Source organism: Micromonospora sp. NPDC048930 (assembly GCF_043197935.1).
Lineage (GTDB): Bacteria > Actinomycetota > Actinomycetes > Mycobacteriales > Micromonosporaceae > Micromonospora.
The window spans coordinates 110,738-136,812 of the sequence record NZ_JBICUB010000008.1; the positions used below are offsets into that span (position 1 = coordinate 110,738).

Genomic DNA, 26,075 nt, shown 5'->3' on the forward strand with positions numbered 1-26,075 from the left:
CGTCGACTACATCGAGCAGCTCCGCAAGGAAGCCCAGCAGCAGAGCTGATCGGAGGTTCGCCGTGTCGGACACCTCCCTGGTCTTCAACGTCACCGCCCGCGACCGGGGCGTCAACGCCACCCTGACCCGCACCGCGGCCAACGTGCGCGCCGCGAACGTGGCCGGCGCCGCCTCCACGGTGGCGCTCGGGGCGGCGATGGGCTCGGCGGCCGCGCACGCGGTCGCGCTCGGCTCCTCGGTGCTCGGCGCGGTCGGCGCGGTCGGTCTGCTGCCCGGCGCCGTCGCGGCGGTCGCGGCCACCGTCGTCGGTGCGAAGGCCGTCACGTTCGGCCTCGCCGACGCCTGGAAGGCCACGGGTGTCGCGGCCGCCGGCGGGGGCGGCCGGGCGGCCAACACGGCCCGGCAGGTCGCCGCCGCCCACCGCGAGGTGAAGGCGGCCACCGAAGCTCTCGCCGACGCGCAGCGCACCGCCCTGGCGGCGCAGGAGGCCGTCACCCGGGCCCGCAAGGACGAGGCCGAGCGCCTGGAGGACCTGTCCCGGTCCGTGGAGGGCGCCCGACTCGACGAGGAAGACGCGGTCGCCGCGGTCGCGGCCGCCGAGCGGGACCTGGCCAAGGCCCGCATGTCCGGCAACGTCGAGGACATCCTGGCCGCCGACCGCGCGTACCGGCAGGCGCAGCACACCCTGGCCGACGTCCGGGACCGGGTCGAGGACCTCACCGCCGAGCAGGCCGACAGCGCCGCCAAGGGGATCGAGGGCTCGGACGCCGTCCAGGCCGCCCTGCAGCGGCAGGAAGACGCGCAGCGGCAGGTCGAGCAGGCAGCGCAGCGCCTCGCCGACGCCCAGGACGCCGTCAGGCAGGCATCGCAGTCGGCGGCGAGCGGCGGCATCGATCCGGCCGCCCAGGCCCTCGCCCGTCTGTCGCCGAACGGGCGTGCGGTCATCCTCACCCTGCGCGCTCTCGCGCCGGCGTGGCAGGCCGCGGCCCGGGCCGGGCAGCAGGTCACGTTCCGCGGCGTCGCCTCCGACCTGCGAGGGCTGTCCTCGACCTACCTGCCCCTGGCGACGCGGTGGCTGACCCGCATGGGCGGCAGCTTCAACCTCGCGATCCGCGAGTCGGCCGGGCTGGCCCGCACGCGCGGGTTCGTCGCCGACGTCGGCGCGGTCACCGGCAACACGAGCCGGGCCGTGGACCGTCTCGCCCGCGCCGTCCGCCCGGTGATCAACGGGCTCATGCAGTGGGCCGCCGTCGGCAGCTCGTTCCTGCCCGGGTTGGCCGGCGAGGTCGGCACGATCGCACAAAGGTTCGAGCGCTGGAGCCGTGCGGCCCGTGAGTCGGGCCGGATGCAGCAGTGGATCGGCAACGCCCTGGGCGTGCTGCACCAGCTGGGGGCGATCGCCCGCGACGCGGGCGCCTCCGTGCTGGCCGTGTTCCGGGCCGGCGGTGACGGCGGGTCGACCCTGACCAGCCTGCAGCGCGGCGCTGCCCTGCTGCGCCGTTGGACCGAGAGCGAGCAGGGCCAGAAGAAGCTCGCCGCGACGTTCGCCACGCTGCGCAAGATCCTCAGCGGGCTGGCCGAGGGGTTCGGGAACGCCGACGCGCCGGCGTCGACGTTCTTCGACGGGCTCAAGGTCGCCGGGCCGATCGTCGGGTTCCTCGCCGATCACACCGACCTGCTGGCCAAGGCCCTGCCGGTCCTGGCCGCCGGGTTCCTGCTTTCGCGCGGCGCGCAGACGGCGGCGAACATCGCCACCGTCGTCACGATCCCGCTGCGCATCGCCGAGGCGGCCGCCACCTGGGGACTGCGCGGGGCGCTCAGGGCGCACCGCACCGCCCTGGTGGAGAGCACGGCGGCGACCCGCGGCGCCGCGATCGCCTCCGGGACCAACGCCGCGGCGACCACCGCCGGGGACGTGGCCACGAAGCGCAGCCTGATCAGCATGGCGGCGCAGAAGGTGGCCATGGTGGCCACCCGAGCGGCGACCCTCGCGTACGCGGCCGCGCAGTGGGTGCTCAACGCCGCCATGTCCGCAAACCCGATCGGGTTGATCATCATCGCGGTGATCGCCCTGGTCGCCGGGATCGTGCTGCTGTGGCGCAACAGCGAGACCTTCCGCAAGATCGTTATCGCGGTCTGGCACGCGGTATGGGGAGCGATCAAGGCGGCCTACAACTGGGTCGTCGACAACTGGCCGAAGCTGTTCCAGATCCTGACCTGGCCGCACCGCAAGGCGTGGCAGGGCCTTCAGTGGATCTGGGCGCAGATCCGCCGGCTGGTCGTCGCCGGCTTCACCAACATCGTCGCCGGCGGTGTCCGCGTCCTGTCGTGGTTCACCAGCCTGCCCGGACGGATCGGCCGAGGCCTGCGCACCGTCGGCTCGATCCTGACCGCGCCGTTCCGCGCCGGGTTCAACGCCATCGCCCGGCTGTGGAACCGGTCGGTCGGGTCGCTGTCGTTCACCGCGCCGAGCTGGGTGCCCGGCCTCGCCGGCAAGAGCTTCAGCCTGCCCAAGCTGCCGATGCTGGCCAGGGGCGGCACGTTCACCTCCGACGGCGGCGCCGCCATCGTCGGCGAGAACGGGCCCGAGGTGGTCACCGGGGTGCGCGGCGCGTCGGTGGTGCCGCTGCCCAAGGGCGGCGGCGACGGGGGCTCCAGTGGCGGCCGCGGCCGCGGGCGCCTAGTCATCGTCGCCGGCGACCGGGAGGCCGTCGCCGAGCTGCGCCGGCTGCAGAAGCAGTACGGATTCTGACCACCCAAACGACCTGACTGGGGGTGCGCGCCGTGGGTGTGTACCCCCAGTCAGGGCTGCCCGTCGAGGTGGAGATCGCCCCCGGCGCCGTGCTCACCGCAGACCCGGGCACGTGGCCGTGGGTGGACGTCACCGCCGACTGGCGGCTGCGCGATGGCCTGACCATCTCGGAGGGCCGCGGCGACTGGGGTGAAACGGTCGACGCCGGCTCCATCGGCCTTGTCTTCGACGACCGCTCCGGGAACTACTCCCAGTACAACCCGGCGGGGATCTGGTACGGCAAGCTCGGCCGGGACACGCCGCTGCGGGTGCGGCTGCGCCGCGCCGACGATGCGTTCGCCCGCACCGGCACCGGCGGCTGGCAGTCGGCCCCGTCTGGGCAGGCGTGGAGCACCTCCGGCGGCACGGCCGGCGACTACAGCACGGTGCCCGGTGAGGGCCGGCACAGCCTCGCCGCGGTCAACACCTCCCGCAACACGGTGGTCGGCGTCGACCTGGTCGACGTCACCGTCACCACCACGGTCACCGTGCCCGCCCTGGCCACCGGCGCGGCGATCATGCCCGGCGTGGTCGCCCGCTGGCGCAGCAACGCCGACACCTACATGTGTGATCTGCTCTGCCAGCCGTCCGGCACGGTGCAGCTGCAACTCCGCAAGATCGTCGCCGGGGTGTTCACCACCATCGTGGCGCCCACCACGGTGCCCGGCCTGACCCACGCCGCCGGCCGCACCTACGGCATCGAGTTCCGCGTCGACGGCGACCAGCTGCAGGCCCGCGCCTGGGACAACGCCGGCGCGAAGCCGACCGCGTGGCACGTGCAGGCCACCGACACCAGCCACTCCGGCCGGTCGGGCAAGGCCGGCTGCCGCTCCATCCTGGCCGGCGGCAACACCAACGCCCTCCCGGTCGTCCTGTCCTACCGCAGCTTCGCAGTGCGGGTGGACCTGGCCGGCGGGTACGTGCCCGCGTGGGTGCCCCGCTGGGACCAGTCCAGCAAGGACCGCACCGTGGCGGTCACCGCCCGCGGCGCTCTCTACCGGCTGCAACCCGCGGGGTCGGGGACGCCGGCCAAGCGGTCGGCCATGCGCCGCACCCTGGCCCACCTGGCGGCGGCGTACTGGCCGTGCGAGGACGGCGACTCCGCCACCCTGGTCGGGTCGGCGATCCCCGGACACCCGCCGCTGGCGCCCAGCGGCCCGGTCCAGTTCGCGCCGATCGGTGAGGTCACCAGCGGCAACGGCACGGTCTGGAACTACGGGACCGACCGGCTGGCGAACCTCGCCGGCGGGGTCTCGCTGTCCGGCACCGTGCCGGCCGACGTCACCGCGGCCACCGCCACCGGCTGGACCGTGAGTTTCGGTACGCAGATGTACGACGCCAACGCCTTCCCCAACGCCGAGTTCGTGTTCCTCGAGGTGCGCACGCCGGGCGGCACCTACGAGCGGTGGCAGCTGGTGTTCGACAACATCGCCGGCTCCCCGACCTACGGCGTCAAGCTCTACGCCATCACCGCGTCCGGCGCCGTGACCACAGTCCTGACCAACGGTGGCCTGTCGCTCAGCTACCACCTCGACGACATCAGTGTGTGGCAGAACGGGGCGAACATCTCGATCGGCTACCGCTGGTTCGGCGCCCCCACCGGGTGGGGAAGCACCGGAACGCTCGCCGGCACCCTCGCCGGCGTGACCCAGATCGCGATCAACCCCGGCCGCGTCTCCTCGACGCTGGCATGGCCGGCCGGGCACCTCGCGGTCTTCGCGCAGCACCCCATCCCCGTGGGCGTCACCGTCTACCCGGACGGCTACGAGGCGTACCCCGGTGGCTACAACAGCGTCGACGACGCCTGGCGCTGGGAACCCGCGCACGTGCGGCTGGCCCGGCTCGCCGCTGAGGACGGCATCCCGCTGGCCATGCGGCTGCCCGATGCCGGCGGCGCAATCCGCATGGGCTTCCAACCCATCGAAGCGCCGCTCCCGCTGTACCGGCAGTGCGAGGACACCGACGGCGGCGTCCTCTACGAGCGGCCGTTCAGCCTGGCCTACCAGCCCCGCGCCGTCCGGTACAACCAGCAGCCGGCGCTGGTCCTCAACGCGGCCGGTGACCTCGCGGAGCCGCCCGAGCCAGACCCGGACGGGCAGACCTACCGCAACCGGATCACGGTCACCCGGGTCGACGGCAGCTCCGCCACCGTCGAAACACCCGAGGTCACCGCCGGCACGGCTCTGGTCTACGAGGAGCCGATCGACCTGAACGTGGTACTTGACGACGACTTGGCCGACCTGGCCGGGTGGCGGCTGCACCTGGCCAGCCACGACGCGCTGCGCTGGCCGCGCCTGGACCTCGACCTGGCCGCCCGGCCCGACCTGATCGACGCCTGGCTCAACTGCCGCGTCGGCTCACGCATCAAGGCGATCAACCCGCCCGCCGACGTGGCCGGGCAGGCCATCGACGTCCTCCTGGAAGGCCACAGCACCACCCTCGGCTACAAGGACTGGAACGTCTCCGCGAACTGCTCACCCGCCGCACCCTGGAACGTGGCCGAGGTCGACGGAGACCAGAGGGTGCCCGCGGACGGGTCCACCCTCGCCGCGGACCTGACCGCGGTGGGCATGACCCTGTCCCTGGCCAGCACCGCCGCCAACGGCGTCTGGGTCACCGGCAACACCGCCACCAACCCCACGGACTTCCCCATGGACGTCGTGGTCGGCGGCGAGCGGATCACCCTGTCGGAGATCACCGGCACCACCAGCCCGCAAACCGCCACGATCTCCGCTCGCGGCCTCAACGGGATGCAGCGCTCCTGGCCCGCCGGCACACCAGTCGACGCGGCCGCCCCCGCCATCGAACCGCTGTAGGAGGAGACACGGCATGCCCGTTACCTGGCAGTCCGGGATGCGACTGGTGCCGGCCAGGCTCAACGCCCTCCCCAGGGGCATCCTCGGCCGGGCGGAACGCACCACCACCAGCCCCTTTACCAGCGCCGCCACCGAGCTGCCCATCCTGCGCCTGGACGCGATCCCGGTCGTCTCCGGCCGGCTCTACCACGTCCGTGTGGTCAACGTCCACATCGACGCGAGCGCCGCCAGCACCGACATGGCCCGCGGCTACCTACGCGTCTCCACCGCCGGAGCCGCGACCACCGCGAGCACCCAACTCGCGGCGGCGTCGCTGCCCGTTCCCGACACCGGCGGCATCGCCTCCGGCGCCGACATCCACGGCGAGTACGTCGCCACGGCCACCGGCACCCTGTCCGTGCTGTTCAGCATCGCCCGGATCACCGGCGCCACCGCCAACATGCGCACCCTCGCCGGCACCGGCTTCAACCTCGAGCTCAGCGTGGTCGACGCCGGCATCGACCCAGGCGACACCGGAGTGACCCTATGACCGCAGCCCCCGCGAACCTCCTCGCGGTCCGCACCCTGCTGCTCACCTACCTCAACGTCGACAAGGACACGGTCAAGGCCGCGGACCTGGAGCCGGGCGAGGTCGGCATCGTCGGCGACGCCAACCACCGCGGTGGCTACCACTGCGGCTCCGACCGGGTGGTGGCCAACGACTACTCGGTGGTGGAGTCGCCCCGGGACTCCACCGGGCTGACGCTGAACGCGTCCGCGCTGGACGTCGGCATGTTCACAGCCGTCGTCGGCGGCCGGACCCACAACCTGCGAACCTTCTCGACCTGGTGCGTCGCGCAGTGCGCCGCCAGCGCCGCCGACACCCGCGACATCCGGGAGATCATCTACAGCCCGGACGGGCAGACCGTGAAGCGCTGGGACCGGCTGGGCAAGCGCACCACCGGCGACTCCAGCCACCTGACCCACACCCACTTCAGCTTCTTCCGCGACTCCACCAAGGCGGGCCGGGACCAGACCCCGCTGTTCCGCCGCTACCTCACCACCATCGGCCTGATCGAAGGGGACGACATGAGCGCCCAGGCAGAGAGCGAGATCCACCAGGTCTACGCCGGCCTGTTCCACGGCGGATCGAGCATGGGCCGCGCGGTCGACCCCGACGGAGCCGGCCCGGGCAGGGCCAGCAGCAGCCTGGTCGCGAAGCTGGACTATCTGATGCTGCGGGTCGACCAGCTCACCGCGCAGGTCACCGCGCTGACCGGCAAGGACTTCACCGACGAGCAGGCCATCGTCGTCGGCGTGCTCGCCGGCCTGCCGGCGGACAAGATCGCCGCCGCGATCCCCCCGCAGCTGGCCAAGCAGGTCGTCGACGAGCTCGCCGGGCGGATGGCCTCCTGAGCATGGACCCGATCCTCAAGATCGCAGCGGCGGTCACGGCCGTCGTCGCCGCGATCGCCGCCCTCGGCAAGGCCGCCGCGTGGCTCTGGCGTCGCAGCCGCCAGCTCGGCCACCTCCTGGACGACGTCCTCGGCGAGCCCGCCCGCGGCGACCAGCCCGCCCGGCCGTCCCTGATGGCCCGCGTCGCCGGCATCGAGGACCGCCTCGCCGTCGTCGAGAAGAGCGCCGCGGTCATCGAGCACGAGGTCAAGCCCAACGGTGGCCGCAGCCTCAAGGACCAGGTCACCCGCATCGACCGCGCACTCGACCCCGACCAGCCCTGACCCGGAGGCCCACGATGGTCATCACCGACCGGCTCGCCGCCCGTATCCGCACCGCGTGGCCCATGCTGCTGGGCTACCTCGCCGCGCAGCTGCTGCTCCTCGGCGCGCCCGTCGCCGCCTGGCTGCACGCCACCCTCGGCATCACCGTCACCGAGCAGCAGGTCGCCGCAGCCCTCGGCCTGGTCCTCGGCTACGGCATCTACGAGGTCGGCCGTTGGCTCGAGCACCGCACCGGCACCAGCCGACCTGCTCAGCTCGCCCGGGCGCTCGGCCGGTTCCTGCTCTCCTTCGGCCTGCCCACCGGGGCGCCGATCTACCCGCTCGCGCGGCCGCGGATCCACATCCGGCCCGTCGACCCCGCCGCTCCCTGGTGGGCGCAGCGCCCGTAGCCAACCACACCCCACGAACGACGCCCCCTCACCTGGCCTGCGGGCCGGGTGAGGGGGCGCTTTCGTCGTTACATGGTGGGCTGGCCGGATCCGGGGCACCGGGCCCGGCCATCGAAACCCTGGTGGGGTGGACAGGGCGAGCCGGGGCTCACACCGACGCGGGCTCCGCAGACGGAGCACTGACTCTGAGGTGCCATTCGCGGACTCCTTGGGGGATTTGGTAGTCCGGGTAGGGGTCGGTTTCGGGCTCGGCCGCCGAGCCGGACGCCGAGGTCGCGCGCAGGTACACCACGGACCCGTCGCCGGCGGTGAGCCGGAGCGCGGCGGCGACCGGCGACTCGACGCCGGCCTGTCGGCACAGCTCCCACGACCGGATGGCAGCCGGCCGTGCGGCGTCGAGCAGCTCGTGGGCGAGCACGAGGATGCGAGCGGCCCGCCACTTCGGCGGCAGCGGCTCGCTGGGCAGCGGCACCGGCGTGACGTCACGCGGCGGCACGGCGGCCCACAGCATTGCGGCGGACCCGCTGCGGTGGATCGCCTTCACCCCGGCAGGTGACTGGCCGCCGGGCTGGGTGTCCCGGCCGTACCGCTCGACGGCGACGATGTCCGGGTGCTCGGCGGCGCGCAGCAGGGCCTCCATCACGTCCAGGGCCTGGGATACCTGCACGGTGCTCTCCTGATCTGTCGGGGATCGTGGCAGCTCACGGGCCGGGTAAGTCTATCGGCGGGGCGGCGGGGCGCGGCTCCTCGGCACGGCGCCTACTCCTGTCTGCCCGGCCGAGGCATCTCGACGCGGTCGACGACGGCGCCGGGCAGGGAGTGCAGGTCGACCGTCAGCCAGACCCGCCCCAGCGGCATCCCGTCGCCGGCGAGCTGCTGCCCGGCGACCTCGACGGTGTCGCCGACGACGAGGGCGGCGTGGTCGACGCGGACCAGGATCGGCTGGCCACGGTGGGGCAGCCGCAGCACCAGGGCCGTCACCGGTCGCCGCCGGCCCGCCGGATCTGGCCGAGCGTCATCAACGGGGAGGTCATCAGTATGTACGTCGGCTGGTCCCAGTCCGGGCGGTCGGTTGCGGCCCGCTCCGACAGGTAGGCGCCAGCGTGATGCGGGTACACGGTTGCTGCCCCTGTCTGGTCGATCCGGCCTGGGGCCGTCCGCCGTCGCTTGAATGGCCACACCGTCCGCTCCCCTTCGTTCCACGCCGGTCAGGGGACGGCGGCGATATTCACAGAGCGTCGGGCCCCTGGACATCGCCACCACCCACGATCATCGTGTGATGACGGAGCGCATCCGGGGCAGGTGTAGGGCGTCCGGAACCTGTCCGGAACCTGTCCGCGACTGGGGTTAACCGTTGGCGACGGCCAGGGCTGAGCGGTACTCCGCTGTCCACTCGGCGTCACGCTGGTCGCCTGGTAGGCCGTCGAGCCCGGCGCGGAGGTTGTCCACCGCGGCGGCCTTGTCGCCGAGCGCCAGGTACGCCAACCCGAGGCCCATCCGCGAGAAGGTCGGCGTCAGCCAGTACGCGGCGGCAGGCGGAGACTCGGCCTCGGCGGCCGTGGTGAGGTCGCTGGCCTCGCCGAGCAGCCTCATCGCGGCAGGCCGGTCACCGAGCAGCGCGTACCCATGCGCGGCCTGCACTGCGTCGCCGACCCGCTGAAGTGCGGCCGCCCCGGGGGTGTGGTAGGCCGCGAGGAAGTGCCGCACGATGCCGCGGGGGTTGCCGCGCTGGCGGGCAAGGTATCCGCGGAAGTTCTGGACCTGGGCGGCGAGTGGCCCGCTGTCGACTGCGTCGGCCTGGTCGGCTGCCTCGACCAGCACCCGGACCGCCTCGGCGTCGTTACGGGCCTCAGCGTGCAGCCATCCAACGAACTGGGTCCACTCAGCGGCCACGGCGTGCAGCGCAGGCGCGTGTGGGCCGCGGGCCTCGGCGGCGAGGGCCTGCACGCTGCACCACTGCGGCACAGCCCAGGGCAGCATCATCGGTGCGGCGATGGCGTCGTCGAGGCGTCGCTGAGCCGCCAGCACGTCGGCCAACAGGCGCACCGTGGCGGCGTCGAGCCGCGTGGGGTGGGCGATCACGTGGGCGATCCGTTGGTCGTCGTCGGGCGTGGTCACCGGCGGCGGGTCGACGACCATCACGGAAAGCGCACCGGCTGCGTCCAGGACGGTATCCAGGTGTGCCGCGACCTCGCACGTCGGTCGGGCGCGGCCGGCCTCAAGATCATGCAGATAGCTCTTGCTGTAGTGGGCGCGCCGAGCCAGGTCACGTAGCGACATGCTGCGCTCACTGCGCAGCCGGGCCAACTCGGCAGGAAAACGTGGATCAACGACGGTACGGATGCGGGCCGGCATCGGGTGCTCCCAGGTAGAGGACTGGGCGGCGGCCCCGCCGGCCTCTACCCCGGCAGGCCGCCATGCACCACGGTACATCCAAGTGGCCAAATGCGGATCACCACAGCTTGCTGAGTGCCCGGCCACGCATCCGCAGGCTACTTGATCGAGCGCAAATGCCTCGCGCGTGGCTCAGCCATAGACGTAGTTCGCAGGAGGTCGATGTACCGGCTGGCGAAGGAACGCCGCCGACGCGCCATCACCAGCAGCGCAACGATTAGAACGAGCTGAACTGGACCAAGCGCGATGGCGACAAGCGCCGGAAGCATGCCGCCCTGGATCTGGGCGCTGCTCGCAGTACCCTGAGGATCACCGTCCGCCGCTGCTGCGGGCGACCTCGGAACCACCCCTACGACAGACGCCTCCGCCGTTGGCTGCTCGACGGCCGTGGCCGGAGTCGGCCCGCTGCTGCGAGAGACGCGCGTGGCCGTGCTCAGCGCCGGGGCCCTGGGCGCAGGCATCGCCCGGGCGGTAGAGGCGGATGGAGCTGGAGCTGCCGATGCGGTCGTCGCACCTTGCATGTGTCGCTGTCGCCCATGGCCTCTGCCAGGGTGGGGACTCGGTGGCGCCAACAGGACGGCCACAAGAACGAGTGCGACGGTTCGCACGGTATGCCTCTCCTTAATGATCGATTGTGACGGCGTGAATGCAAAACGTAGTCACATTCGATCTCAGGTCAAGACAATTGCGCCCCACTAGGCGTCCGCAACGCGGTAACGGACAAGAAGTCCGAATCTTCCGAGTGCCGGCTGCGGATGTCGCGATACCGGTTCCCCTACCACGCCCCTAACAGCAGTCAGGCCCCCTCCTCGGAGGGGGCCTGACCTGGGGCGGAATAGATCCACCATATGGGGTGACTGATGGGAATTGAACCCACGACAACCGGGACCACAACCCGGTGCTCTGCCAACTGAGCTACAGCCACCATGCTCTCCGCGCCGGTCGACCGGGCGGGGTGCGGACTAATAATAGCCACACCCCTGCCCGCCGCGTCCACCGGGTTCCGGCCCGGCCGCCCGGCGGGGCTCAGAGTTGGGCGGCGATCGCCTTGGCGCTCTCCACGTCCGGCCCGGGCAGCGGGACGAAGATCGTCCGCCGGTAGTACTCCATCTCCCGGATGCTCTCCCGGATGTCGGCCAGGGCCCGGTGGGCCAGCCCCTTCTGCGGCTGCCCGAAGTACACCCGCGGGTACCAGCGGCGGCAGAGCTCCTTGATCGAGGAGACGTCGATCATCCGGTAGTGCAGGTGCCGGTCGAGGCGGGGCATGTCGCGGGCGATGAAACCGCGGTCGGTAGCGATCGAGTTGCCGCACAGCGGCGCGGTACGCGGGTCCTTGACATGGCTGGTGACATAGTCGAGCACCATGTCCTCGGCCTCGGCGAGGGTGACCGTGGAGCGGCGGACCTCCTCGGTGAGCCCGGACTTGCCGTGCATGGTCCGCACGATCTCCGGCATCCCGTCCAGCGCCGCGTCGTCGGCATGGATGACCACGTCGACGCCCTCCCCGAGCACGTTCAGGTCGGGGTCGGTGACGAGCGCGGCGACCTCGATCAGCGCGTCCCGCCCGAGGTCCAGCCCGGTCATCTCACAGTCGATCCAGACGAGAAGATCAGCCACCGGACCAGACTACGCGTCGCCGACCCGCCCGCGCCTCGGCACCGTCGCCGACGTGGACCGCTAGGGTTTCCCCGTGCCAGCCGAACCCGTTGCGCCACCCGCCGTCACCGAGGACGACCCGGGCGGCCGTACGGCCCGTCGGCTCGTCACGGTGGTGGCGCTCGCGGCGGTGCTGCCGGTGCTCTACTGGCCGGGACGGGTCCACAACTTCTTCGACCTGAAGATCTACATGCGGGCGATGGACTGGTGGGCGGCCGGGCACCCGCTCTACGACTACGTGCAGCCCGACCGGGTGCAGGGCGCGCTCTACTTCACCTACCCCCCGTTCGCGGCGCTGTTGCTGCGGCCGTTCGCCCTGCTTCCGCTGGGCGCCACCGTGGTGATCTTCACGGGGCTGACCGTGCTCGGCGTGGTGGTGACGACGCGCTGGCTGGTGACGCCGATGGTCCGGCGGCACGACCTGCCCCGGCTCTTCACGCTCACGGTCGCCGTCGTGCTGGTCTTCGCGGTGGAGAGCACCCGGGAGACCATCACCTTCGGTCAGATCAACATGCTGCTGGTGGTGCTGATCCTGGCCGACCTGCTGTTCGCCGTACCCGGGGGGCGACGCTGGGCCGGGGTGGGCGTGGGGCTGGCGACGGCGCTGAAGCTCTTTCCCGGCATCTTCATCCTCTACCTGCTGGCCACCCGGCGCTGGCGGGCGGCGATGGTCGCCTCGGCCACCGCGACGGTGGCCACCCTGCTGGCCGCGGCGGTCGCGCCCGGCGACTCGTGGCGGTTCTGGACCCACGAGTTGTGGGCGACCGACCGGGTGGGACGGACCGACTACACCGGAAACCAGTCGCTGTTCGGTCTGCTCAGCCGGATCACCGCCCCGGAGAAGCCCAGCCAACTGCCCTGGCTGCTGCTGGCGCTGGCGGTCACCGGGTACGGGCTGTGGCGGGCCGCCCGGGCGGCGCGGGCCGGGGACGTGCTGGCCGGGATCACCCTGACCGGCCTGGTCGGCGGCCTGGTCAGCCCGATCACCTGGACCCACCACCTCTACTGGTTCATCCCGGCGGTGGTGGTGCTGGTGGACTCCGCGCTGGACGACGACCCGCACACCGTGGGGGGCGCTCGCCGGCGCCGCTGGCTGCTCACCCTCGCGGTCGGCACCGGCTTCGTGATCATCTACGGGGTGGTGACCTTTCTGGACTGGGGAGTCGCCCCGGCGCGTACCGACAGCCTCGGCGAGTTCGTCGCCCGCAACGCGTACGTGCTGCTCAGCCTCCTGCTGCTGGTGGTGCTGCCGTACCGGCGGGCCCGGCCGGAGCGTCCCGCCGCGTCCTGAAACTTGCACCAAATGGACAGACGTCGCGAGCGGCCTTGTTCGGCGCTAATCTGGTCTCAACTACCTCAAGTTTCTCCCAGGTAGCACCGATTCCCCCGGTGACGGTGGCCCTCCGCGTCGGCAGCGCGGGGGGCCACCCGCCGTTTCCGGCCCGAGTCAGCCGTCGGTCCGGCGTGCCGGACCGTCCACCGGCGACGGACGGGGTGTCTCCGGCATGGTGGCCGGGGGCCAGGACCAGGCGGGGCCGGCCGGCAGGTCGGCCAGGCTCTCCGGGCGGCGGCTCGGGACCGGACCGATCGCCGCACGGGGCCGCTCGGCATGCCCCGACCCGACCGCGACGAGCTGCCGCTCGGTCAGCTCCGTGCTCTCCGGCCGGGAACCCAGCCCACTGAGCGAGCTGACCCCGAGCCGCCCGGCGAGCACCGGCACCTGGTCGGGCTCGACGACGAAGACCACCTCCCGCGGGCGGACCGGCCGCAGCAGCAGCACGGCCAGGACCACCAGCAGCGTCCCGCCGGCCAGCAGCGCCCACACCGCCCCGGGGAACCAGCCCAACCGCAGCTCGGCGCGCAGGTCCAGGGCCAGCTCGGCCCGGCCGTCCGGGCGCATCACCACCAGGCTCAACGAGCGGCCGGCCAGCTCGGCCGGGTTCCACTCGAGCGCGCCGATGCCCTCGCGTACCCAGAAGTCCTGGTCGAGGGGGTTGGTGCTGACCGTGCCGGCGGCGGCCGACCCGGCGGGGTCCACCCGCACCGGCAGCGGGCCACGGGCCAGCGCGACGCGGTGGACAGTGGCGTGCGGCACGGCGGCCAGCCAGCGTCCTACCTGGTCGGTGGGGGCCAGGCCGAGGAAGGCCGGGCCGTCGGCGGTCCGCGCGGTCAGCCGCAGCCGGGCCTGGCCGGTGCGGACGAACGGCGCCTCGGCGCGCAGCAGGCGGTCCACGTCGGTGACCACCACGGCCTGCCCCGGGGTGCGGACCGTCTCGAAGCGGGCGCCGAAACCGCCGTCCGGGTCGGCGTGCCGGGCGGCGGTCCAGAGACCGGCACCGGCCAGCAACGCCGGGATCCCCACGGCCAACAGCAGCATGCCGGCGATCGTGCGCACGAAACGCATTCGCGTCGTCCCCCTCGGTAGCCAATTACCCGGCCGACCTTACCGACGCGAACCGCACAATCGCCGGATATCCACGGCAAGCACCTCAAGGACCGTGGAAAGGCCGCCGGCCCGCCGGAAGATCCGACGGGCCGGCGGCCGACGACGCGGGTTCAGGACTTCGGCGTGGACTCCCGCCGGGTACGCAGGAAGGCCAGCCCGCCGAGGATCAGGCCCGCCAGCCCGGCGACCAGACCGGCCACGCCGAGGGCGACGGCGGCCGAGTCGGAGTCCTCGTCCTCACCGGACCCGGCGGCGGCCGGGGCGCTCGCGGCCGGCGAGGCGGACGCCGACGCGGCGGTCAGCGTGAGCACCGCGGCCGGGTTCTCCGGCTCCTCCTGGCCCGGCGTGGGCTCCTCGATCCAGCGCGACACGTTGCCGTCCGAGTAGGTCTGGAGCACCTTGAACACCATCTTGTCGGCCTGCGGCAGCGGGCCCATCGACACCGGGAACTCCTGGAACTCGCCCGGCTTGACCCCGCCGCCGGTGGCCGCGGTCCAGGTCAGCTTGGACACCGCCTCGGTGAGCTGGCTGCCGTGCACCTCGATCGGCGGGTCCACCTTGCGCTTCTCCACCCGCACCGTCCACCCGGCGACCGGCATGGTGGAGACCGAGCCGACCGGCGCGTTCTCCGGCAGCACCACCTCGACCTTGGTGGTCGCCGCCGTGTCGCTCTCGTTCGGCACCCGGAAGGCGAACCGGCCGTATCCGCCCTGGGTCGCCTCCTTCGGGTTGATCGTGACGTGCGCGGAGGCGGGCCCGGCGAGGCCGAGCACCGCGGTGGCGACGGCGGCGAGGGTGAGCGCGGCGGCGGTCGCGGAGCGCCGGATACGGATCATGGGTCGGAGAGCCTTCCGTTACTTGATCGGCACGGTGGCGGTCACCGTGGCCTGGTCGATCTCGGACGTGCGGACGGTGAAGCGCAGCTGCCACTGCCCCGCCGCCGGGAGGTTCATCTCCCCGGTGGCGTGGTTGTCGGTCAGCGGCAGCAGCGGGATCTCGATCGGCTCGATGCCCGCCGACGGCAGCGCCGCGGTGGCCTTCCACTCCTTGACCGGCTGCGGCCGGTTGTCCTTCGTGTACGCGTAGAGGTGCAGCGAGTTGTTGCCGCGCTCGGCCGGGTCCAGCTCCACCTGGAGCGAGTAGAGCGGGCTGGTGAGCGTGGTGGAGAAGTAGCCGGTGGGCGCACCCGCCACGTCGGCGGAGGCGGTGCGGGCGGGCGTGGTCTGCACCAGGGTCGCCGAGACGCCGAGCACCACCGCGGTGATCAGCAACTCGACCAGCACCGCGCGGCGCATCGTTCCCGGCCGGCCGGCGGCGGTCCGCCGCCGCACCAGCGACCGGGAGTACGCGGCCACCGCGATCACCAGCACGAACAGCACGATCTTGGCGAGCAGCAGCTGCCCGTACGTGGTGTCGAGCAGCGCCTTCGGGGTGGCCACCTCGATCAGCCCCTGCACGGTGCCGGCGAGCAGCAGCGCCGCCACCGCCAGGGCCGCCCAACGGGACCAGATCGGCAGGATGGCGTCCAGCTCCCGCTCGTTGGCCCGGCGCAGCAGGAAGACCGCGAGCATCACCAGGCCGCCCAGCCAGACCGCCATGCTGCCCAGGTGCACCGCGTCCACCACCACCGACACCGCCGGGGCGGGCGAGGCCGCCGGGTGACCGGCCAGCGGCCAGGTGAACAGCGCGGCGCCGCCGAGGAGGGCCAGGATGATCCCGTCGGTGCGGCCGATCGGCCCGGCGAACAGCGGCCGGAGCAGGAACGCCGCCGCCGCGAGCAGACCCAGCCGGACCAGGTGGGCCGTCCCGTAGGCACTGCCGAGCACGTCGCCGAGACCCGAGCCGGTCACGTCGAACGGGCCGCCGCCGTTGGTGTACGGCACCTGCAACCACAGCTCGGCGAGGGTGGCCAGCACCAGCAGGCCCAGCCCCGACCAGGCCAGCCGGGCCGGCCCGCGCCGGGACAGCCGACGCGGCCAGAGCGCGGCCAGCACCAACGCCGGGCCCACCACCAGCAGCAGAGCGACGTAGCCGACGTACTTCGCCACCTTGACCGCGTTCTCCACGACCGGGTTGGCCCGGGTGTCCGTACCGGAGTCGGTCGGCGGGGTGGACGGGGCGCCGACCGAGAAGGTGAACGCGCCGGAGACCGGATGGCTGTCGGCCGAGATCACCCGGTAGCTGACCAGGTAGGTGCCGCGCGCGGAGCTGTCCACCGGGATGGTCACCACCGACCCCTTGAACGTGGGCTCGCCACGGTCGGCCCGGGACGCGTCGGGGGCGATCACCCGGATCTTGCCGGGCACCTTGCGGACCCCCTCGCTGAAGGTCAGCACCACCTCGGCGGGCCCGCTGGGCACCACCGACGAGGCGGTCGGGCTGGTGCTCACCAGCACGGCGTGGGCGCTGGCCGGGGTGGCCGGGGCGAGCAGCAGGGCGACGAGGGTGATCAGCAGGCCGGCGACGGCACCCAGCCGGGCGACCCAGCGACGGTCGGCGGCGGCATGCGCTTCGGCCCGGCGGTCAACGGCGGCCCCGGGGCGCCGCCGGCGGGGGTCGGCGGCGGCCTCGGGCCGGCGTACGGCAGCAGTCATGACCATCATGCTTCCCGACCGTCCGGCGATCGGCGAACCCGCCTCATCCGCGCCCCGGGGCGAACGCCGCCGGCAGCCGCCGTCCCGGCTCGCCGCTGACCCGGCCCAGCGCCCAGAGCAGACCCGCCTGCACCACGGCGGCCAGGTGGCCCAGCTCGTGCACGACGGCGGTGGTCGAGGCGGCGATGTCCGCCACGCTGGTCCCGGCCAGGCAGACGGCCAGCACCAGCGCCACCGGCAGGAACGCCCGGGCCCGTTCCGGCCGCCACGCGGCGAGGGCGAAGCCGACGGCGAGCGCCGCGTCGAAGGAGGCCATCTCCCGGCCGGTGTGCGGGTCGGCCTCGACGCCGAGCCCGGCCAGCAGGATCGGCAGCGCGACGGCGAGCTGCGCGACGGCCGCCACCGCGACGGCCACCCGGAGCACCTGGCGGCGGGCCCGCACCGTCGCCGCCGCTCCGTCCCGGGCCGCCGCCCGGTCCGCGGCCACCGCGGCGAGCACGGCGGCGGTCAGGTCGGGTACGTCCACCGCCTGCACCCGGGTGAGCCGGGTCACCCGCTCGGCGGACGCCAGCCAGGAGCGGCAGCCCGGGCAGGATCCGGTGTGCGCGTCCAGGGCCGCGGCCGGCGCCTGCGGGTCCTCCCCGTCCAGCCGGGCGGAGAGCGCCACGCGTACGTCGTCGCACCTCATGAGCGGGTAGTCGGTGGGTGGGCCGGGAAAGTTCCCGGCGTGGGCGGGACCACGGAAAGGGCCGAAGGACCCTGTCCCGCCCAGATACCCCGCGTAACCTCGTCTGTCGTGATCCCCGGCCCGCGCGACACCTCCGCCGACCGCCCTCCGGCGGCGCGGGACGCTGCGCCGGACCGGGTGACCGACTGGGCGCTGGCCGCCCGCGCCGGCGATCCGACCGCGCAGGCCGCCTTCGTCCGGGCCACCCAGGCCGAGGTGTGGCGCTTCGCCGCCGCCCTGGTCGACCCGGACAGCGCCGACGATCTGACCCAGGAGACGTACCTGCGGGCGTTCCGGGCGCTGCCCGGGTTCGAGGGGCGATCCAGCGCGCGTACCTGGCTGCTCGGCATCGCCCGGCGGGCCTGCGCGGACCACCTGCGGACGGTGGTCCGTCGGCGGCGGCTGGACCAGCGGCTCGCCGCGCACGCGGCCACCGACCGGCCGTACCCCGACCCGGCCGGCCAGCTCGGCGCGACCGACCTGGTCCGCCGGCTCCCCGCCGAACGGCGGGCCGCGTTCGTGCTCACCCAACTGCTCGGCCTGTCGTACGCCGAGGCCGCCGCCGTGGAGGGGGTGCCGGTGGGCACCATCCGCTCGCGGGTGGCGCGGGCCCGCGGTGACCTGGTCGACGCCGTCGGCGACGCGCTGGCCGGATGACCATGGAACCGGCCCCGGCTCCCGGACGACTAACCACCGTGAGCACACCTCGCGACCGGGCCATCCGCTGGCCCCTCCTCCGGCCCTGGCTCGCCACCGCCGCCCGGCTCGGGCTGGCCGCCGTCTGGTTGACCGCCGGCGGCAGCAAGGTCGGTGACCTGGGCAACTCCGGCCGGGCGGTCAACGCCTACCAGGTGATGCCGTACGACGTGGCCGCCGTGATCGGGGCCGCGCTGCCGTTCGTGGAGCTGGCGCTCGGCGTACTCCTGCTGATCGGGCTGGCCACCCGGCTGGCCGCCGGCATCTCCACGGCGCTGCTGGTGGTCTTCATCACCGGCATCGCCTCCGCCTGGGCCCGTGGCCTGGCCATCGACTGCGGGTGCTTCGGCGGTGGCGGCGAGCTCGCCGCCGGCCAGGCCCCGAGCTACCTCCCGGAGATCCTCCGGGACCTGGGATTCCTGGCACTGGCCGGTTTCCTGCTGATCTGGCCCCGCACCCCGTTCTCGGTGGACGGTTGGCTGGCGGGCGAACCACCCGTGGAGGGCGAGGATGAGTAGTCGCAAGGGGCAGAAGAACGCCGCCCGGGTGGTCCGGCAGCAGATCGCCCGCGAGAAAAGGCGGACCCGCACGATCATCACCTCTATCGCCGCGGTGGTGGTGCTGGTGATCGCGGGGCTGATCGGCTGGGGCGTCTACTCCAGCCAGAAGTCCACGACCTACACCGCCCCGACGGGCGCCAACCACACCGGCACCGGGATCCAACTCGGCCAGGGACCGGTCACCATCGACCTGTACGAGGACTACCTCTGCCCGGTCTGCAAGCAGTTCCAGGACACCAGCGGGTCGACGATCAACCAGTTGATCAGCGAGGGCAAGGTGCAGGTGATCTTCCACCCGGTCGCCTTCCTGAACCGTTTCTCCACCACCGAGTACTCCACCCGCGCCTCGGCCGCCTCCGGCTGCGCCGCTCAGGGCGGCAAGTTCAAGGAGTTCACCGACCAGCTCTTCGCCAAGCAGCCGCCGGAGAACAGCGCCGGGCTCAGCGACGACGAGCTGATCGACATCGGGGCGGGCGTCGGGCTGAACCGGGACGACTTCGGCTCCTGCGTGAAGGACGGCACCTACAAGTCGTGGACCGAGCACGTGACCGACGAGGCAAGCAAGGCCGGCGTGACCGGCACCCCGACCATCAAGGTCAACGGCACCAACGTCCAGGACCGTACCCCGGAGGGGATCAGGGCGGCGGTGGAGGCGGCCGGCAAGTGATCCTCGTACCGCTGCGGCGGACGGGGCTGGTGGTCACCGCCGCGCTCGCCGCCCTGCTCGCCCTCGCCACACCCGCCGCCGCGCACGGCGCGGACGCGCCCGACGCCACCGACTACCGGGCCGAGGTCACCGCGCTCAACCCCGCCCCGCGCGGGCTCACCGCCCGGATCGTCGAGGCGGGAGCCCGGCTGGAACTGACCAACACCACCGGGCGGGACGTCGAGGTGCTCGGCTACTCCGGTGAGCCGTACCTGCGGATCGGGCCGGGCGGGGTGTACGAGAACACCCGCTCCCCCGCCACGTACCTGAACCGGACCATCGCCGGGGACACCCGGCTCTCCCCCGAGGCCGACCCGGCCGCGACGCCGGTCTGGCGGAAGATCTCGGACGACCGGTCGGCCCGCTGGCACGACCAGCGGACCCTCTGGCTGGAGTCCGACCCGCCGGCGCAGGTGACCGCCGACCCCGCCCGGGAGCAGCGGGTCCGCGACTGGGTGGTGCCGCTGCGCGACGGCGACCGCACCATCGAGGTACGCGGCACGCTGGACTGGCTGCCGCCGCCCGACCCGTACCCCTGGTGGGTCGCCGCCACCCTCGGCTTCCTGCTCATCGGCGCGGCCGGACTCGTCCCGGCCGGCACCACGGCCGGGGCCCGCGCGCTGCGCGCGGCCGGCGCCCTGCTCGCGCTCGGCGGGCTGGCCGCCGTCACGGTCACCATCGGGCGGGCCCTGGACGCCGGCGCCCAGGGCGTCGGCGGGGTGCTGCTCGGGCTGCTCACCGCCCAGACCTGGGCGCTGCTCACCGGGCTCGGCGCGCTCGCCGCCGGCGGGTACGCGCTGGCCCGGCGCCCGGCCGCCGACTTCGCCCTCGCCCTGGCCGGGGCGTGCCTGGCGCTCTTCGCCGGGGCGGCGAACCTGGCCGTGCTGTCCCGCTCGGTGGTCCCGGCGCCCTGGCCGGCCGGCCTCGCCCGGGTCCTGGTGACGCTCGTCCTGGCCACCGGGGCCGGAGCGGTCGCCGCCGGCCTCCTCCGCCTGCACGCGACCTCCCGCGCGGCCCGCCCCCGTCGCCCCGCCCCCGCGACCCCCACCCCCCACTGACCCACCCACGCGGGGCCCTCGCCCCCGACGTGGGCACTCATTCACGGAAACAGTGCTCTTCCGCGCACGCAAGGGCACACGTTCCGTGAATCTGTGCGGAAATTGGGATGCCCGGACCGCGTGGATCAGGAGGGGCGGGGGGCGGTGCGGGGGTTGAAGGCGTAGGGGAGTTCGAGGCGGTGCCTCGCCAGCAGCTCCTCGTCGGTGAGGACGTCCAGGGTGGAGGCGTCGGCGACGATCCGGCCGCCGTCGAGGATCACCGAGCGGGTGCAGAGTTCCGCCGCGTACGGCAGGTCGTGGGTGACCATCAGCAGGGTCACCGGGAGACCCCGGAGGATCTCCGCCAGCTCCCGCCGCGCCGCCGGGTCGAGGTTCGACGACGGCTCGTCGAGGACCAGGATCTCCGGGTGCATGGCGAGCACCGTGGCCACCGCCACCCGGCGCCGCTGGCCGAAGGAGAGATGGTGCGGCGCCCGGTCCCGGTGCTCGCTCATCCCCACCGCGGCGAGGGCCTCGTCGACCCGGGCGGCCAGCTCCGCCCCGCGCAGCCCCAGGTTCGCCGGGCCGAACGCGACGTCCTCGGCGACCGTGGGCAGGAAGAGCTGGTCGTCGGGGTCCTGGAAGACGATGCCCACCCGGCGGCGGATCTCCGCCAGGGTGTCCCGGTCCCGGCTGACCGTCAGGCCGCCGACGCTCACCGTCCCCTCGGTCGGGGTGAGGATGCCGTTGAGGTGCAGCACCAGGGTCGTCTTGCCGGCGCCGTTCGGCCCGAGCAGCGCCACCCGGTCGCCGCGCGGCACGGTCAGGTCCACCCCGTGCAGGGCGACGTGACCGTCCGGGTACGCGTACCGGACGCCACGGACGTCCAGGGAAGGCGGCTGGTCCACGTACCCGATCATGTCAGCACGACCGCGACGGTGGCGATGGTGGCGGCGATCGCCGGCACCGTCGCGGCGGCCGCCCACTGCCCGGCGGTGGCCGCGCCCGCGCCCTGCCAGACCGCCGGCATCCGACCCGAGTAGCCGCGCGACACCATCGCCAGGTAGACCCGCTCGCCACGCTCGAAGGCCCGCAGGAACAGCGCGCCCACCCCCGCCGCGAACCCGCGCAACTGCCAGAGGAAACGCGGGTCGTCGCCGCGGGACACCCGGGCCACCCGCATCCGCCGGGCCTCCCCCACCAGCACGTCCAGGTAGCGCAGCATGAAGGTGGCGATCTGGGTGAGGACCTGCGGGCAGCGCAGCCGGTCCAGGCCGACGATCAGGTCACGGGTCGTCGTGGTCGCCGCCAGCAGGAGCGACGCGAGTACGCCGAGCGTGCCCTTGGCCAGGATGTTCCACGCGCCGTGCAGCCCGTCCACGGAGAGGCTCAGCCCGGCCACCTCGACCCGCTCCCCGGTGCCGAAGAACGGCAACGCGAACGCGAAGAGCACGAACGGCAGCTCGATCAACGCCCGGCTGAGCAGCCAACCCGGCCCGATCCGGGCCAGCGCGGCCACGGCGGCGACCAGCAGGGCGTATCCGCCGAAGGCCCAGTACGCCTCCCGCGGGGTGGCGACCACCGCGACGGTGAGGAGCACCATCGCGGTGATCTTCACCTCGGGCGGGAGGCGGTGCACCGGGGAGGTGGACTCGCGGTAGAGCACGTGCGCGTGCCCGGCACCCATGACGGCCCGCCGCTCAGCGGGTACCGGCGGCGCGGGACGGCCGCTCGTCGGTGGGGTCGCCCGTCGCCGGGGCGGCCCGGTCGTCGTCGGCGGTGCCGGTCGGGTCGTCAGCCGCCGGGCCGGTCGGCCGGTCGGCGGTGCCGGCCGACCGGTCGGCGGCCGGGCCGCGGCGGCGGGCCAGCCAGAACAGGCCGCCGCCGAGGGCGAAGGTGAGCAGCACCCCGAGGACGCCGGAGAGGCCGGTGGAGAGGAAGCCGTTGCTGATCCCCCGGACGCCGTAGTCGGCCAGCGGGCTGTCGGCCAGCTCGTGGTCCCTGGTCTGCTGGGCCGGGCAGCTGCCGCCGGTGATCTCGCCCTCGGCGTTCACCGTGCAGCCCTTGAGCAGTGACGAGTCCAGCCCGTCCGGGTGCGGGGAGGCGTAGTTGCTGACCACGCCGGCGAGCAGCAGGGCGACCAGCAGGCCGCCGAGGACAAAGGGCCAGGAACGTCGGCTCATCGGGCACCTCCGGCGATCGGGACGGCGCGAGCCGGCACGGCCGGCTTGCGGGCGCGCAGCGCGTACACCAGGTCCGGGCGGACCTTCGCGACGGTCACCACGGTGGTCGCGGTGATCAGGCCCTCGCCGATGCCGATCAGCAGGTGGACCCCGGCCATCGTGCCGGCGAGCCCGGCCAGGTTGCCGCCCAGATCGGTGGTGCCGCCCAGCCAGTACTCCAGGACGAAGCCCTGGCTGGCGACCACCACGCTGACCAGCGCGGAGACGAAGGCGGTGACGCCGAGGCCGCCCGGGGTACGCGGCAGCGCCCGCAGCAGCAACGCGATCAGCAGGTACGCGGCGGCGGTGCCGAGCAGCGCCATGTTGGTGATGTTGAGGCCGAGCATGGCCACCCCACCGTCGCCGAAGATCAGGGCCTGCACCACCAGGACCACGGCGACACAGAGCGCCCCGACCCAGGGGCCGACCAGCAGCGCGGCGAGCGCGCCGCCGAGCAGGTGCCCGCTGACCCCGGCGGTGAAGATCGGGAAGTTGAGCATCTGCACCGCGAAGATGAACGCGGCCACCAGGCCGGCCATCGGGGCCAGCCGGTCGTCGAGGTCGCGGCGCCCGCGCAGCACGCAGAAGGTGAGCACGGCGAGCGCGAGCGCCGCGAAGATCGCGGCGACGGGACCGTCGATGATCCCGTTCGAGATGTGCATCGCCAGGGTTTCCACTCGACCTCCCGAGGCGCGGCGGGGCCGTCCTCGCCGTCACCGGTGAGCTTATTTGCGCCTGGTCGTTGTTGCCAATCCCTTGCAACAAGGCATGGTGATCATCACCCGGCGGCGCGTCGGCACCGGCACCGGCCCCCGCGGCGGCGGTATCGTCTCGGCCATGACCGACCGTCTCAACGCCGGCGACCCCGCCCCCGAGTTCACCCTCCCCACCGACAGCGGCGGGACGCTCTCCCTGGCCGGCCTGCGCGGCCGCAAGGTCATCCTGTACGCGTACCCGGCCGCCATGACGCCCGGCTGCACCAAGCAGGCCTGCGACTTCCGGGACTCGCTCGCCTCGCTCCAGGCCGCCGGCTACGAGGTCGTGGGCATCTCCCCCGACAAGCCGGAGAAGCTGGCGAAGTTCCGCGAGCGGGACGCCATCACCTTCCCGCTGGTCGCCGACACCGACAAGGCCGTGCTCACCGCGTACGGCGCGTACGGCGAGAAGCAGATGTACGGGAAGACCGTCACCGGCGTGATCCGCTCCACCTTCGTCATCGACGAGGACGGGAAGATCGAGCGGGCGCTCTACAACGTCAAGGCCACCGGGCACGTCGCAAAGCTGCGCCGGGACCTCGGGCTCGACTGAACCTGTCGTACGCCGCCGCTACCGTCCGTGCGTGCCTCGGTACAAGTACTCCCCCGAGACGCTGGCGGCAGCGGCGGCCCGGGCGCGCAGCGTCACGGAGGTCATGCGCCTGCTCGGCGTACGGATCAGCGGCGGCTCACACGCGCACATCAGCCGGCAGCTCAAACGCTTCGGCATCGACACCTCCCACTTCACCGGGCAAGGGCACAACCGAGGACGGCAGGGGCCACGGCAGACGCCGTCCGAACTCCTGGTCAAGCTGCCACCGAAATCCGGAAGAACGCCCGGCTTCCGGCTGAGGCGCGCCCTGGCCCTCATCGGCGTACCCGAACGGTGCGAGAACTGCGGCTTGGGGCCCGTCTGGCAGGGCATGCCGCTCGTCCTCCACGTCGACCACATCAACGGCGACCGGCTGGACAACCGGCCGCCGAACCTGCGTCTGCTCTGCCCGAACCGCCACAGCCAGACGGACACCTACGCCGGACGGCCGCGCACGCACGCACCGGCGGGAGACGGATCGCCTCGCACACTCTCCTCCGCAGGATCTCCTAGGCGGCAGATCTCACCACCAACCACCGACGCTCTAACCCTGGTCCAACAGGTCAGCGCTGGGCAGCTGACAACCGTGGCCGCGGCCCGACTCCTCGGGTGCACAAGAGACCACGTCAGCCGGCTTCGCCGACAGTTGGAAGCCACGGGAAGCGTCTCCGGGCCACCGCGCGTCCGCGACCGTCCTGTCCAGCAGCAGTTCCGGGAGTCCGTCATCCGCTTCGCGCTCAGCCATCCGCAGTTCGGCTCCCGACGGATCGCTCAGGGCCTCGCCGAGGCATCCGGCGGCAAACGGGTGATCAGTCACCGCACCGTCCTGCTGATCCTGAGGGAGGCTGGCCTCACCACCCCGGAGGCTCGACGCTCTAGACTCAGCACGTCCGCGGGAGTGGCGTAACAGGCAGGCGCGATAGGTTTAGGTCCTATTGTCCGAAAGGACGTGGGGGTTCGACTCCCCTCTCCCGCACCAGCGGCAGTGTCGTGAGGATCACGAACAGGGGTTCACGCCCGGCCATTCGCGCAGGATGGCGGGCGTGGACCTGCGTTTCGTTCTCGATCCCGAGCTGACCGCGGCCCTGCGCGAGCAACTCGTCAACCTGTGGGTGGACGCCACCAACGCCGGCGGCGCGGTCGGCTTCGTCGCCCCGGTGACCACGGCCGAGGTCCGGCCCCTCGCCGAGCGGACCTTCGCCGACATCACCGGCGGCCCGGACCGGCTGCTGGTCGGCTACGCGGGGGAACGCCCGGTGGCGGTGCTCGTCTTCGCGGACAACCGCTTCCACCTGAAGACCCACTGGGGCATCCTCAAGCGCGTCATGGTCCACCCGGACACCCAGGGACGGGGGTACGGCCTCGATCTCATGCGCGAGGCGGCGCGGCGCGCGCCGGAGCTGGGCTGGTCGGCGCTGCACGTCACGCTCCGCGGCGGGCAGGGCCTGGAGGCGTTCTACCGCCGGCTCGGCTACCGCGAGGTCGGCCGGCTGCCGGGGGCGCTGCGGGTGGGGCCGGGCGACGATCGCGACGAGGTCTTCATGTGGCTGGACCTGGCGGACGCGACCGCGTGACCGCCGGGCCCGGCCAGCCGCAGCCGGTCCCGCCACTGCCGGAACCACGCGGACCGGACAAGGCTCGCTGAGCGCAGGGCTCAGGACTCGCGGGCGTGGAGCAGGCCGACGGCGACGGCGGTGAAGGAGGACACCTGCCCGGCCAGCTCCGGCCGCTCCCGCAGGAGGTCCTCCAGTCGGACCCGCCACAGGCCGGTTTCGGCCGGCACCCGGGCGTCGCCGGCGCGGCACAGCCGGTCGCGGGTCGCGGTGAGCGCGTCGCGGGCGGAGGAGCCGAGCAGTCCGCCGAGCTCCTGCCGGACCCAGGCGAAAAGCTCCGCGTCGGGGGCCGATTCGACGATCACCCGGGCGGTGTCCCAGGCAACCCGGGGGTGGTGGATGACTGCCATCGCGACTCCTTC

The 26,075-nt window shown here is 73.2% G+C and carries 27 protein-coding genes and 2 tRNA genes; 15 read left to right on the forward strand and 14 right to left on the reverse strand.

Going from position 1 to position 26,075, the window contains the following annotated elements:
* Nucleotides 1-62: 62 nt before the first annotated feature.
* Genes ACGFI9_RS21990 through ACGFI9_RS22015 form a run of 6 tightly spaced genes read left to right on the forward strand, consistent with a single transcriptional unit; the run spans nt 63 to nt 7,715 of the window.
* Nucleotides 63-2,753 carry a hypothetical protein gene (locus tag ACGFI9_RS21990; RefSeq protein WP_393180406.1) on the forward strand — a complete coding sequence of 897 codons (2,691 nt, stop codon included), beginning with the start codon at nt 63-65 and terminating at the stop codon, nt 2,751-2,753.
* Between the two features lie 32 nt (nt 2,754-2,785).
* Entirely contained in the window at nt 2,786-5,608 is a 2,823-nt protein-coding gene (locus ACGFI9_RS21995) for a hypothetical protein (RefSeq protein ID WP_393180408.1), read from the forward strand.
* Nucleotides 5,609-5,621: 13 nt separating this feature from the next.
* Nucleotides 5,622-6,137: a hypothetical protein gene (locus tag ACGFI9_RS22000; RefSeq protein ID WP_393180410.1), complete on the forward strand. Its 516-nt coding sequence runs from the start codon at nt 5,622-5,624 to the stop codon at nt 6,135-6,137.
* On the forward strand, nt 6,134-7,003 hold the full coding sequence (locus ACGFI9_RS22005) for a hypothetical protein (protein ID WP_393180411.1): 870 nt from the start codon (nt 6,134-6,136) through the stop codon (nt 7,001-7,003). Before ACGFI9_RS22000 ends, ACGFI9_RS22005 begins: the two co-directional genes overlap by 4 nt.
* A gap of 2 nt (nt 7,004-7,005) precedes the next feature.
* The gene (locus tag ACGFI9_RS22010) at nt 7,006-7,326 is read left to right on the forward strand and encodes a hypothetical protein (RefSeq protein ID WP_393180413.1); all 321 of its coding nucleotides are present in this window, start codon (nt 7,006-7,008) and stop codon (nt 7,324-7,326) included.
* 14 nt (nt 7,327-7,340) lie between these two features.
* A complete protein-coding gene (locus ACGFI9_RS22015; RefSeq protein WP_393180415.1) occupies nt 7,341-7,715 on the forward strand; it encodes a hypothetical protein in 375 nt (124 codons plus the stop codon).
* A gap of 148 nt (nt 7,716-7,863) precedes the next feature.
* On the opposite strand, the gene ACGFI9_RS22020 is transcribed toward ACGFI9_RS22015, so the two are convergent.
* The 5 genes from ACGFI9_RS22020 to orn all read right to left on the reverse strand — a co-directional run bounded on the left by ACGFI9_RS22020 (nt 7,864) and on the right by orn (nt 11,726).
* The gene (locus ACGFI9_RS22020; protein ID WP_393180417.1) at nt 7,864-8,382 is read right to left on the reverse strand and encodes a hypothetical protein; all 519 of its coding nucleotides are present in this window, start codon (nt 8,380-8,382) and stop codon (nt 7,864-7,866) included.
* Nucleotides 8,383-8,474: 92 nt separating this feature from the next.
* Nucleotides 8,475-8,696 (reverse strand): hypothetical protein, encoded by a 222-nt coding sequence (locus tag ACGFI9_RS22025; RefSeq protein ID WP_393180419.1) that lies wholly within the window; start codon nt 8,694-8,696, stop codon nt 8,475-8,477.
* A 366-nt stretch (nt 8,697-9,062) separates the two neighbouring features.
* Nucleotides 9,063-10,070 (reverse strand): multiprotein-bridging factor 1 family protein, encoded by a 1,008-nt coding sequence (locus ACGFI9_RS22030; RefSeq protein ID WP_393180421.1) that lies wholly within the window; start codon nt 10,068-10,070, stop codon nt 9,063-9,065.
* A gap of 888 nt (nt 10,071-10,958) precedes the next feature.
* A tRNA-His gene (locus ACGFI9_RS22035) sits at nt 10,959-11,034 on the reverse strand.
* A gap of 101 nt (nt 11,035-11,135) precedes the next feature.
* A complete protein-coding gene (orn, locus tag ACGFI9_RS22040) occupies nt 11,136-11,726 on the reverse strand; it encodes an oligoribonuclease (RefSeq protein ID WP_393180423.1) in 591 nt (196 codons plus the stop codon).
* Nucleotides 11,727-11,799: 73 nt separating this feature from the next.
* On the opposite strand from orn, the gene ACGFI9_RS22045 reads away from it, so the two are divergent.
* A complete protein-coding gene (locus tag ACGFI9_RS22045; RefSeq protein ID WP_393180425.1) occupies nt 11,800-13,056 on the forward strand; it encodes a glycosyltransferase 87 family protein in 1,257 nt (418 codons plus the stop codon).
* A gap of 156 nt (nt 13,057-13,212) precedes the next feature.
* Here the strand turns inward: ACGFI9_RS22045 and ACGFI9_RS22050 are convergent, their stop codons facing one another.
* The 4 genes from ACGFI9_RS22050 to ACGFI9_RS22065 all read right to left on the reverse strand — a co-directional run bounded on the left by ACGFI9_RS22050 (nt 13,213) and on the right by ACGFI9_RS22065 (nt 17,493).
* Nucleotides 13,213-14,169, reverse strand: a complete 957-nt coding sequence (locus ACGFI9_RS22050) for a hypothetical protein (protein WP_393180427.1) — start codon at nt 14,167-14,169, stop codon at nt 13,213-13,215.
* A 152-nt stretch (nt 14,170-14,321) separates the two neighbouring features.
* The gene (locus ACGFI9_RS22055; protein WP_393180429.1) at nt 14,322-15,047 is read right to left on the reverse strand and encodes a YcnI family protein; all 726 of its coding nucleotides are present in this window, start codon (nt 15,045-15,047) and stop codon (nt 14,322-14,324) included.
* A gap of 18 nt (nt 15,048-15,065) precedes the next feature.
* Entirely contained in the window at nt 15,066-16,805 is a 1,740-nt protein-coding gene (locus ACGFI9_RS22060; protein ID WP_393180431.1) for a copper resistance CopC/CopD family protein, read from the reverse strand.
* A 43-nt stretch (nt 16,806-16,848) separates the two neighbouring features.
* Nucleotides 16,849-17,493 (reverse strand): zf-HC2 domain-containing protein, encoded by a 645-nt coding sequence (locus tag ACGFI9_RS22065; RefSeq protein WP_393180433.1) that lies wholly within the window; start codon nt 17,491-17,493, stop codon nt 16,849-16,851.
* Nucleotides 17,494-17,601: 108 nt separating this feature from the next.
* Between ACGFI9_RS22065 and ACGFI9_RS22070 the strand changes: the two genes are divergently transcribed.
* Genes ACGFI9_RS22070 through ACGFI9_RS22085 form a run of 4 tightly spaced genes read left to right on the forward strand, consistent with a single transcriptional unit; the run spans nt 17,602 to nt 20,552 of the window.
* The gene (locus tag ACGFI9_RS22070) at nt 17,602-18,189 is read left to right on the forward strand and encodes a sigma-70 family RNA polymerase sigma factor (RefSeq protein WP_393180435.1); all 588 of its coding nucleotides are present in this window, start codon (nt 17,602-17,604) and stop codon (nt 18,187-18,189) included.
* Between the two features lie 2 nt (nt 18,190-18,191).
* Complete coding sequence (locus tag ACGFI9_RS22075) at nt 18,192-18,746, forward strand: MauE/DoxX family redox-associated membrane protein (RefSeq protein ID WP_393180768.1); 555 nt, start codon at nt 18,192-18,194, stop codon at nt 18,744-18,746.
* Complete coding sequence (locus ACGFI9_RS22080) at nt 18,739-19,455, forward strand: DsbA family protein (protein WP_393180436.1); 717 nt, start codon at nt 18,739-18,741, stop codon at nt 19,453-19,455. Before ACGFI9_RS22075 ends, ACGFI9_RS22080 begins: the two co-directional genes overlap by 8 nt.
* A complete protein-coding gene (locus tag ACGFI9_RS22085; RefSeq protein ID WP_393180438.1) occupies nt 19,452-20,552 on the forward strand; it encodes a hypothetical protein in 1,101 nt (366 codons plus the stop codon). Before ACGFI9_RS22080 ends, ACGFI9_RS22085 begins: the two co-directional genes overlap by 4 nt.
* A 125-nt stretch (nt 20,553-20,677) precedes the next feature.
* On the opposite strand, the gene ACGFI9_RS22090 is transcribed toward ACGFI9_RS22085, so the two are convergent.
* Genes ACGFI9_RS22090 through ACGFI9_RS22105 form a run of 4 tightly spaced genes read right to left on the reverse strand, consistent with a single transcriptional unit; the run spans nt 20,678 to nt 23,430 of the window.
* A complete protein-coding gene (locus tag ACGFI9_RS22090) occupies nt 20,678-21,451 on the reverse strand; it encodes an energy-coupling factor ABC transporter ATP-binding protein (protein ID WP_393180440.1) in 774 nt (257 codons plus the stop codon).
* Nucleotides 21,448-22,218 carry a cobalt ECF transporter T component CbiQ gene (cbiQ, locus tag ACGFI9_RS22095; RefSeq protein ID WP_393180442.1) on the reverse strand — a complete coding sequence of 257 codons (771 nt, stop codon included), beginning with the start codon at nt 22,216-22,218 and terminating at the stop codon, nt 21,448-21,450. The genes ACGFI9_RS22090 and cbiQ overlap by 4 nt, the downstream gene beginning before the upstream one ends.
* A gap of 13 nt (nt 22,219-22,231) precedes the next feature.
* Nucleotides 22,232-22,714: a PDGLE domain-containing protein gene (locus ACGFI9_RS22100; RefSeq protein ID WP_393180444.1), complete on the reverse strand. Its 483-nt coding sequence runs from the start codon at nt 22,712-22,714 to the stop codon at nt 22,232-22,234.
* Nucleotides 22,711-23,430, reverse strand: a complete 720-nt coding sequence (locus ACGFI9_RS22105; RefSeq protein WP_393180446.1) for an energy-coupling factor ABC transporter permease — start codon at nt 23,428-23,430, stop codon at nt 22,711-22,713. Before ACGFI9_RS22105 ends, ACGFI9_RS22100 begins: the two co-directional genes overlap by 4 nt.
* Before the next feature lie 160 nt (nt 23,431-23,590).
* Between ACGFI9_RS22105 and bcp the strand changes: the two genes are divergently transcribed.
* The 4 genes from bcp (at nt 23,591) to ACGFI9_RS22125 (ending at nt 25,674) form a co-directional block, all read left to right on the forward strand.
* Nucleotides 23,591-24,061, forward strand: coding sequence for a thioredoxin-dependent thiol peroxidase (gene bcp, locus ACGFI9_RS22110; protein ID WP_393180448.1), 471 nt, complete (start codon nt 23,591-23,593; stop codon nt 24,059-24,061).
* A 31-nt stretch (nt 24,062-24,092) separates the two neighbouring features.
* Nucleotides 24,093-25,007 carry an HNH endonuclease gene (locus tag ACGFI9_RS22115; RefSeq protein WP_393180449.1) on the forward strand — a complete coding sequence of 305 codons (915 nt, stop codon included), beginning with the start codon at nt 24,093-24,095 and terminating at the stop codon, nt 25,005-25,007.
* Nucleotides 24,993-25,079 (forward strand) — tRNA-Leu (locus ACGFI9_RS22120). The genes ACGFI9_RS22115 and ACGFI9_RS22120 overlap by 15 nt, the downstream gene beginning before the upstream one ends.
* 55 nt (nt 25,080-25,134) lie before the next feature.
* The gene (locus ACGFI9_RS22125) at nt 25,135-25,674 is read left to right on the forward strand and encodes a GNAT family N-acetyltransferase (RefSeq protein WP_393180451.1); all 540 of its coding nucleotides are present in this window, start codon (nt 25,135-25,137) and stop codon (nt 25,672-25,674) included.
* Between the two features lie 80 nt (nt 25,675-25,754).
* Here ACGFI9_RS22125 and ACGFI9_RS22130 read toward each other — a convergent pair whose 3' ends face one another.
* Nucleotides 25,755-26,063, reverse strand: a complete 309-nt coding sequence (locus tag ACGFI9_RS22130) for a hypothetical protein (RefSeq protein ID WP_393180453.1) — start codon at nt 26,061-26,063, stop codon at nt 25,755-25,757.
* Nucleotides 26,064-26,075 lie beyond the last annotated feature (12 nt).

Excerpts from the sequence above, each read along its gene's own strand:
- ACGFI9_RS22100 (WP_393180444.1), bottom strand. The coding sequence starts at position 22,714 with ATGAGCCGACGTTCCTGGCCCTTTGTCCTCGGCGGCCTGCTGGTCGCC.
- ACGFI9_RS22125 (WP_393180451.1), top strand. The coding sequence starts at position 25,135 with ATGGCGGGCGTGGACCTGCGTTTCGTTCTCGATCCCGAGCTGACCGCG.
- ACGFI9_RS22065 (WP_393180433.1), bottom strand. The coding sequence starts at position 17,493 with ATGAGGTGCGACGACGTACGCGTGGCGCTCTCCGCCCGGCTGGACGGG.
- ACGFI9_RS22090 (WP_393180440.1), bottom strand. The coding sequence starts at position 21,451 with ATGATCGGGTACGTGGACCAGCCGCCTTCCCTGGACGTCCGTGGCGTC.
- ACGFI9_RS22030 (WP_393180421.1), bottom strand. The coding sequence starts at position 10,070 with ATGCCGGCCCGCATCCGTACCGTCGTTGATCCACGTTTTCCTGCCGAG.
- ACGFI9_RS22080 (WP_393180436.1), top strand. The coding sequence starts at position 18,739 with ATGAGTAGTCGCAAGGGGCAGAAGAACGCCGCCCGGGTGGTCCGGCAG.
- ACGFI9_RS22075 (WP_393180768.1), top strand. The coding sequence starts at position 18,192 with ATGGAACCGGCCCCGGCTCCCGGACGACTAACCACCGTGAGCACACCT.
- ACGFI9_RS22010 (WP_393180413.1), top strand. The coding sequence starts at position 7,006 with ATGGACCCGATCCTCAAGATCGCAGCGGCGGTCACGGCCGTCGTCGCC.
- cbiQ (WP_393180442.1), bottom strand. The coding sequence starts at position 22,218 with ATGGGTGCCGGGCACGCGCACGTGCTCTACCGCGAGTCCACCTCCCCG.
- ACGFI9_RS22000 (WP_393180410.1), top strand. The coding sequence starts at position 5,622 with ATGCCCGTTACCTGGCAGTCCGGGATGCGACTGGTGCCGGCCAGGCTC.
- ACGFI9_RS22130 (WP_393180453.1), bottom strand. The coding sequence starts at position 26,063 with ATGGCAGTCATCCACCACCCCCGGGTTGCCTGGGACACCGCCCGGGTG.
- ACGFI9_RS22055 (WP_393180429.1), bottom strand. The coding sequence starts at position 15,047 with ATGATCCGTATCCGGCGCTCCGCGACCGCCGCCGCGCTCACCCTCGCC.
- ACGFI9_RS22060 (WP_393180431.1), bottom strand. The coding sequence starts at position 16,805 with ATGACTGCTGCCGTACGCCGGCCCGAGGCCGCCGCCGACCCCCGCCGG.
- ACGFI9_RS22005 (WP_393180411.1), top strand. The coding sequence starts at position 6,134 with ATGACCGCAGCCCCCGCGAACCTCCTCGCGGTCCGCACCCTGCTGCTC.
- ACGFI9_RS22050 (WP_393180427.1), bottom strand. The coding sequence starts at position 14,169 with ATGCGTTTCGTGCGCACGATCGCCGGCATGCTGCTGTTGGCCGTGGGG.
- ACGFI9_RS22015 (WP_393180415.1), top strand. The coding sequence starts at position 7,341 with ATGGTCATCACCGACCGGCTCGCCGCCCGTATCCGCACCGCGTGGCCC.
- bcp (WP_393180448.1), top strand. The coding sequence starts at position 23,591 with ATGACCGACCGTCTCAACGCCGGCGACCCCGCCCCCGAGTTCACCCTC.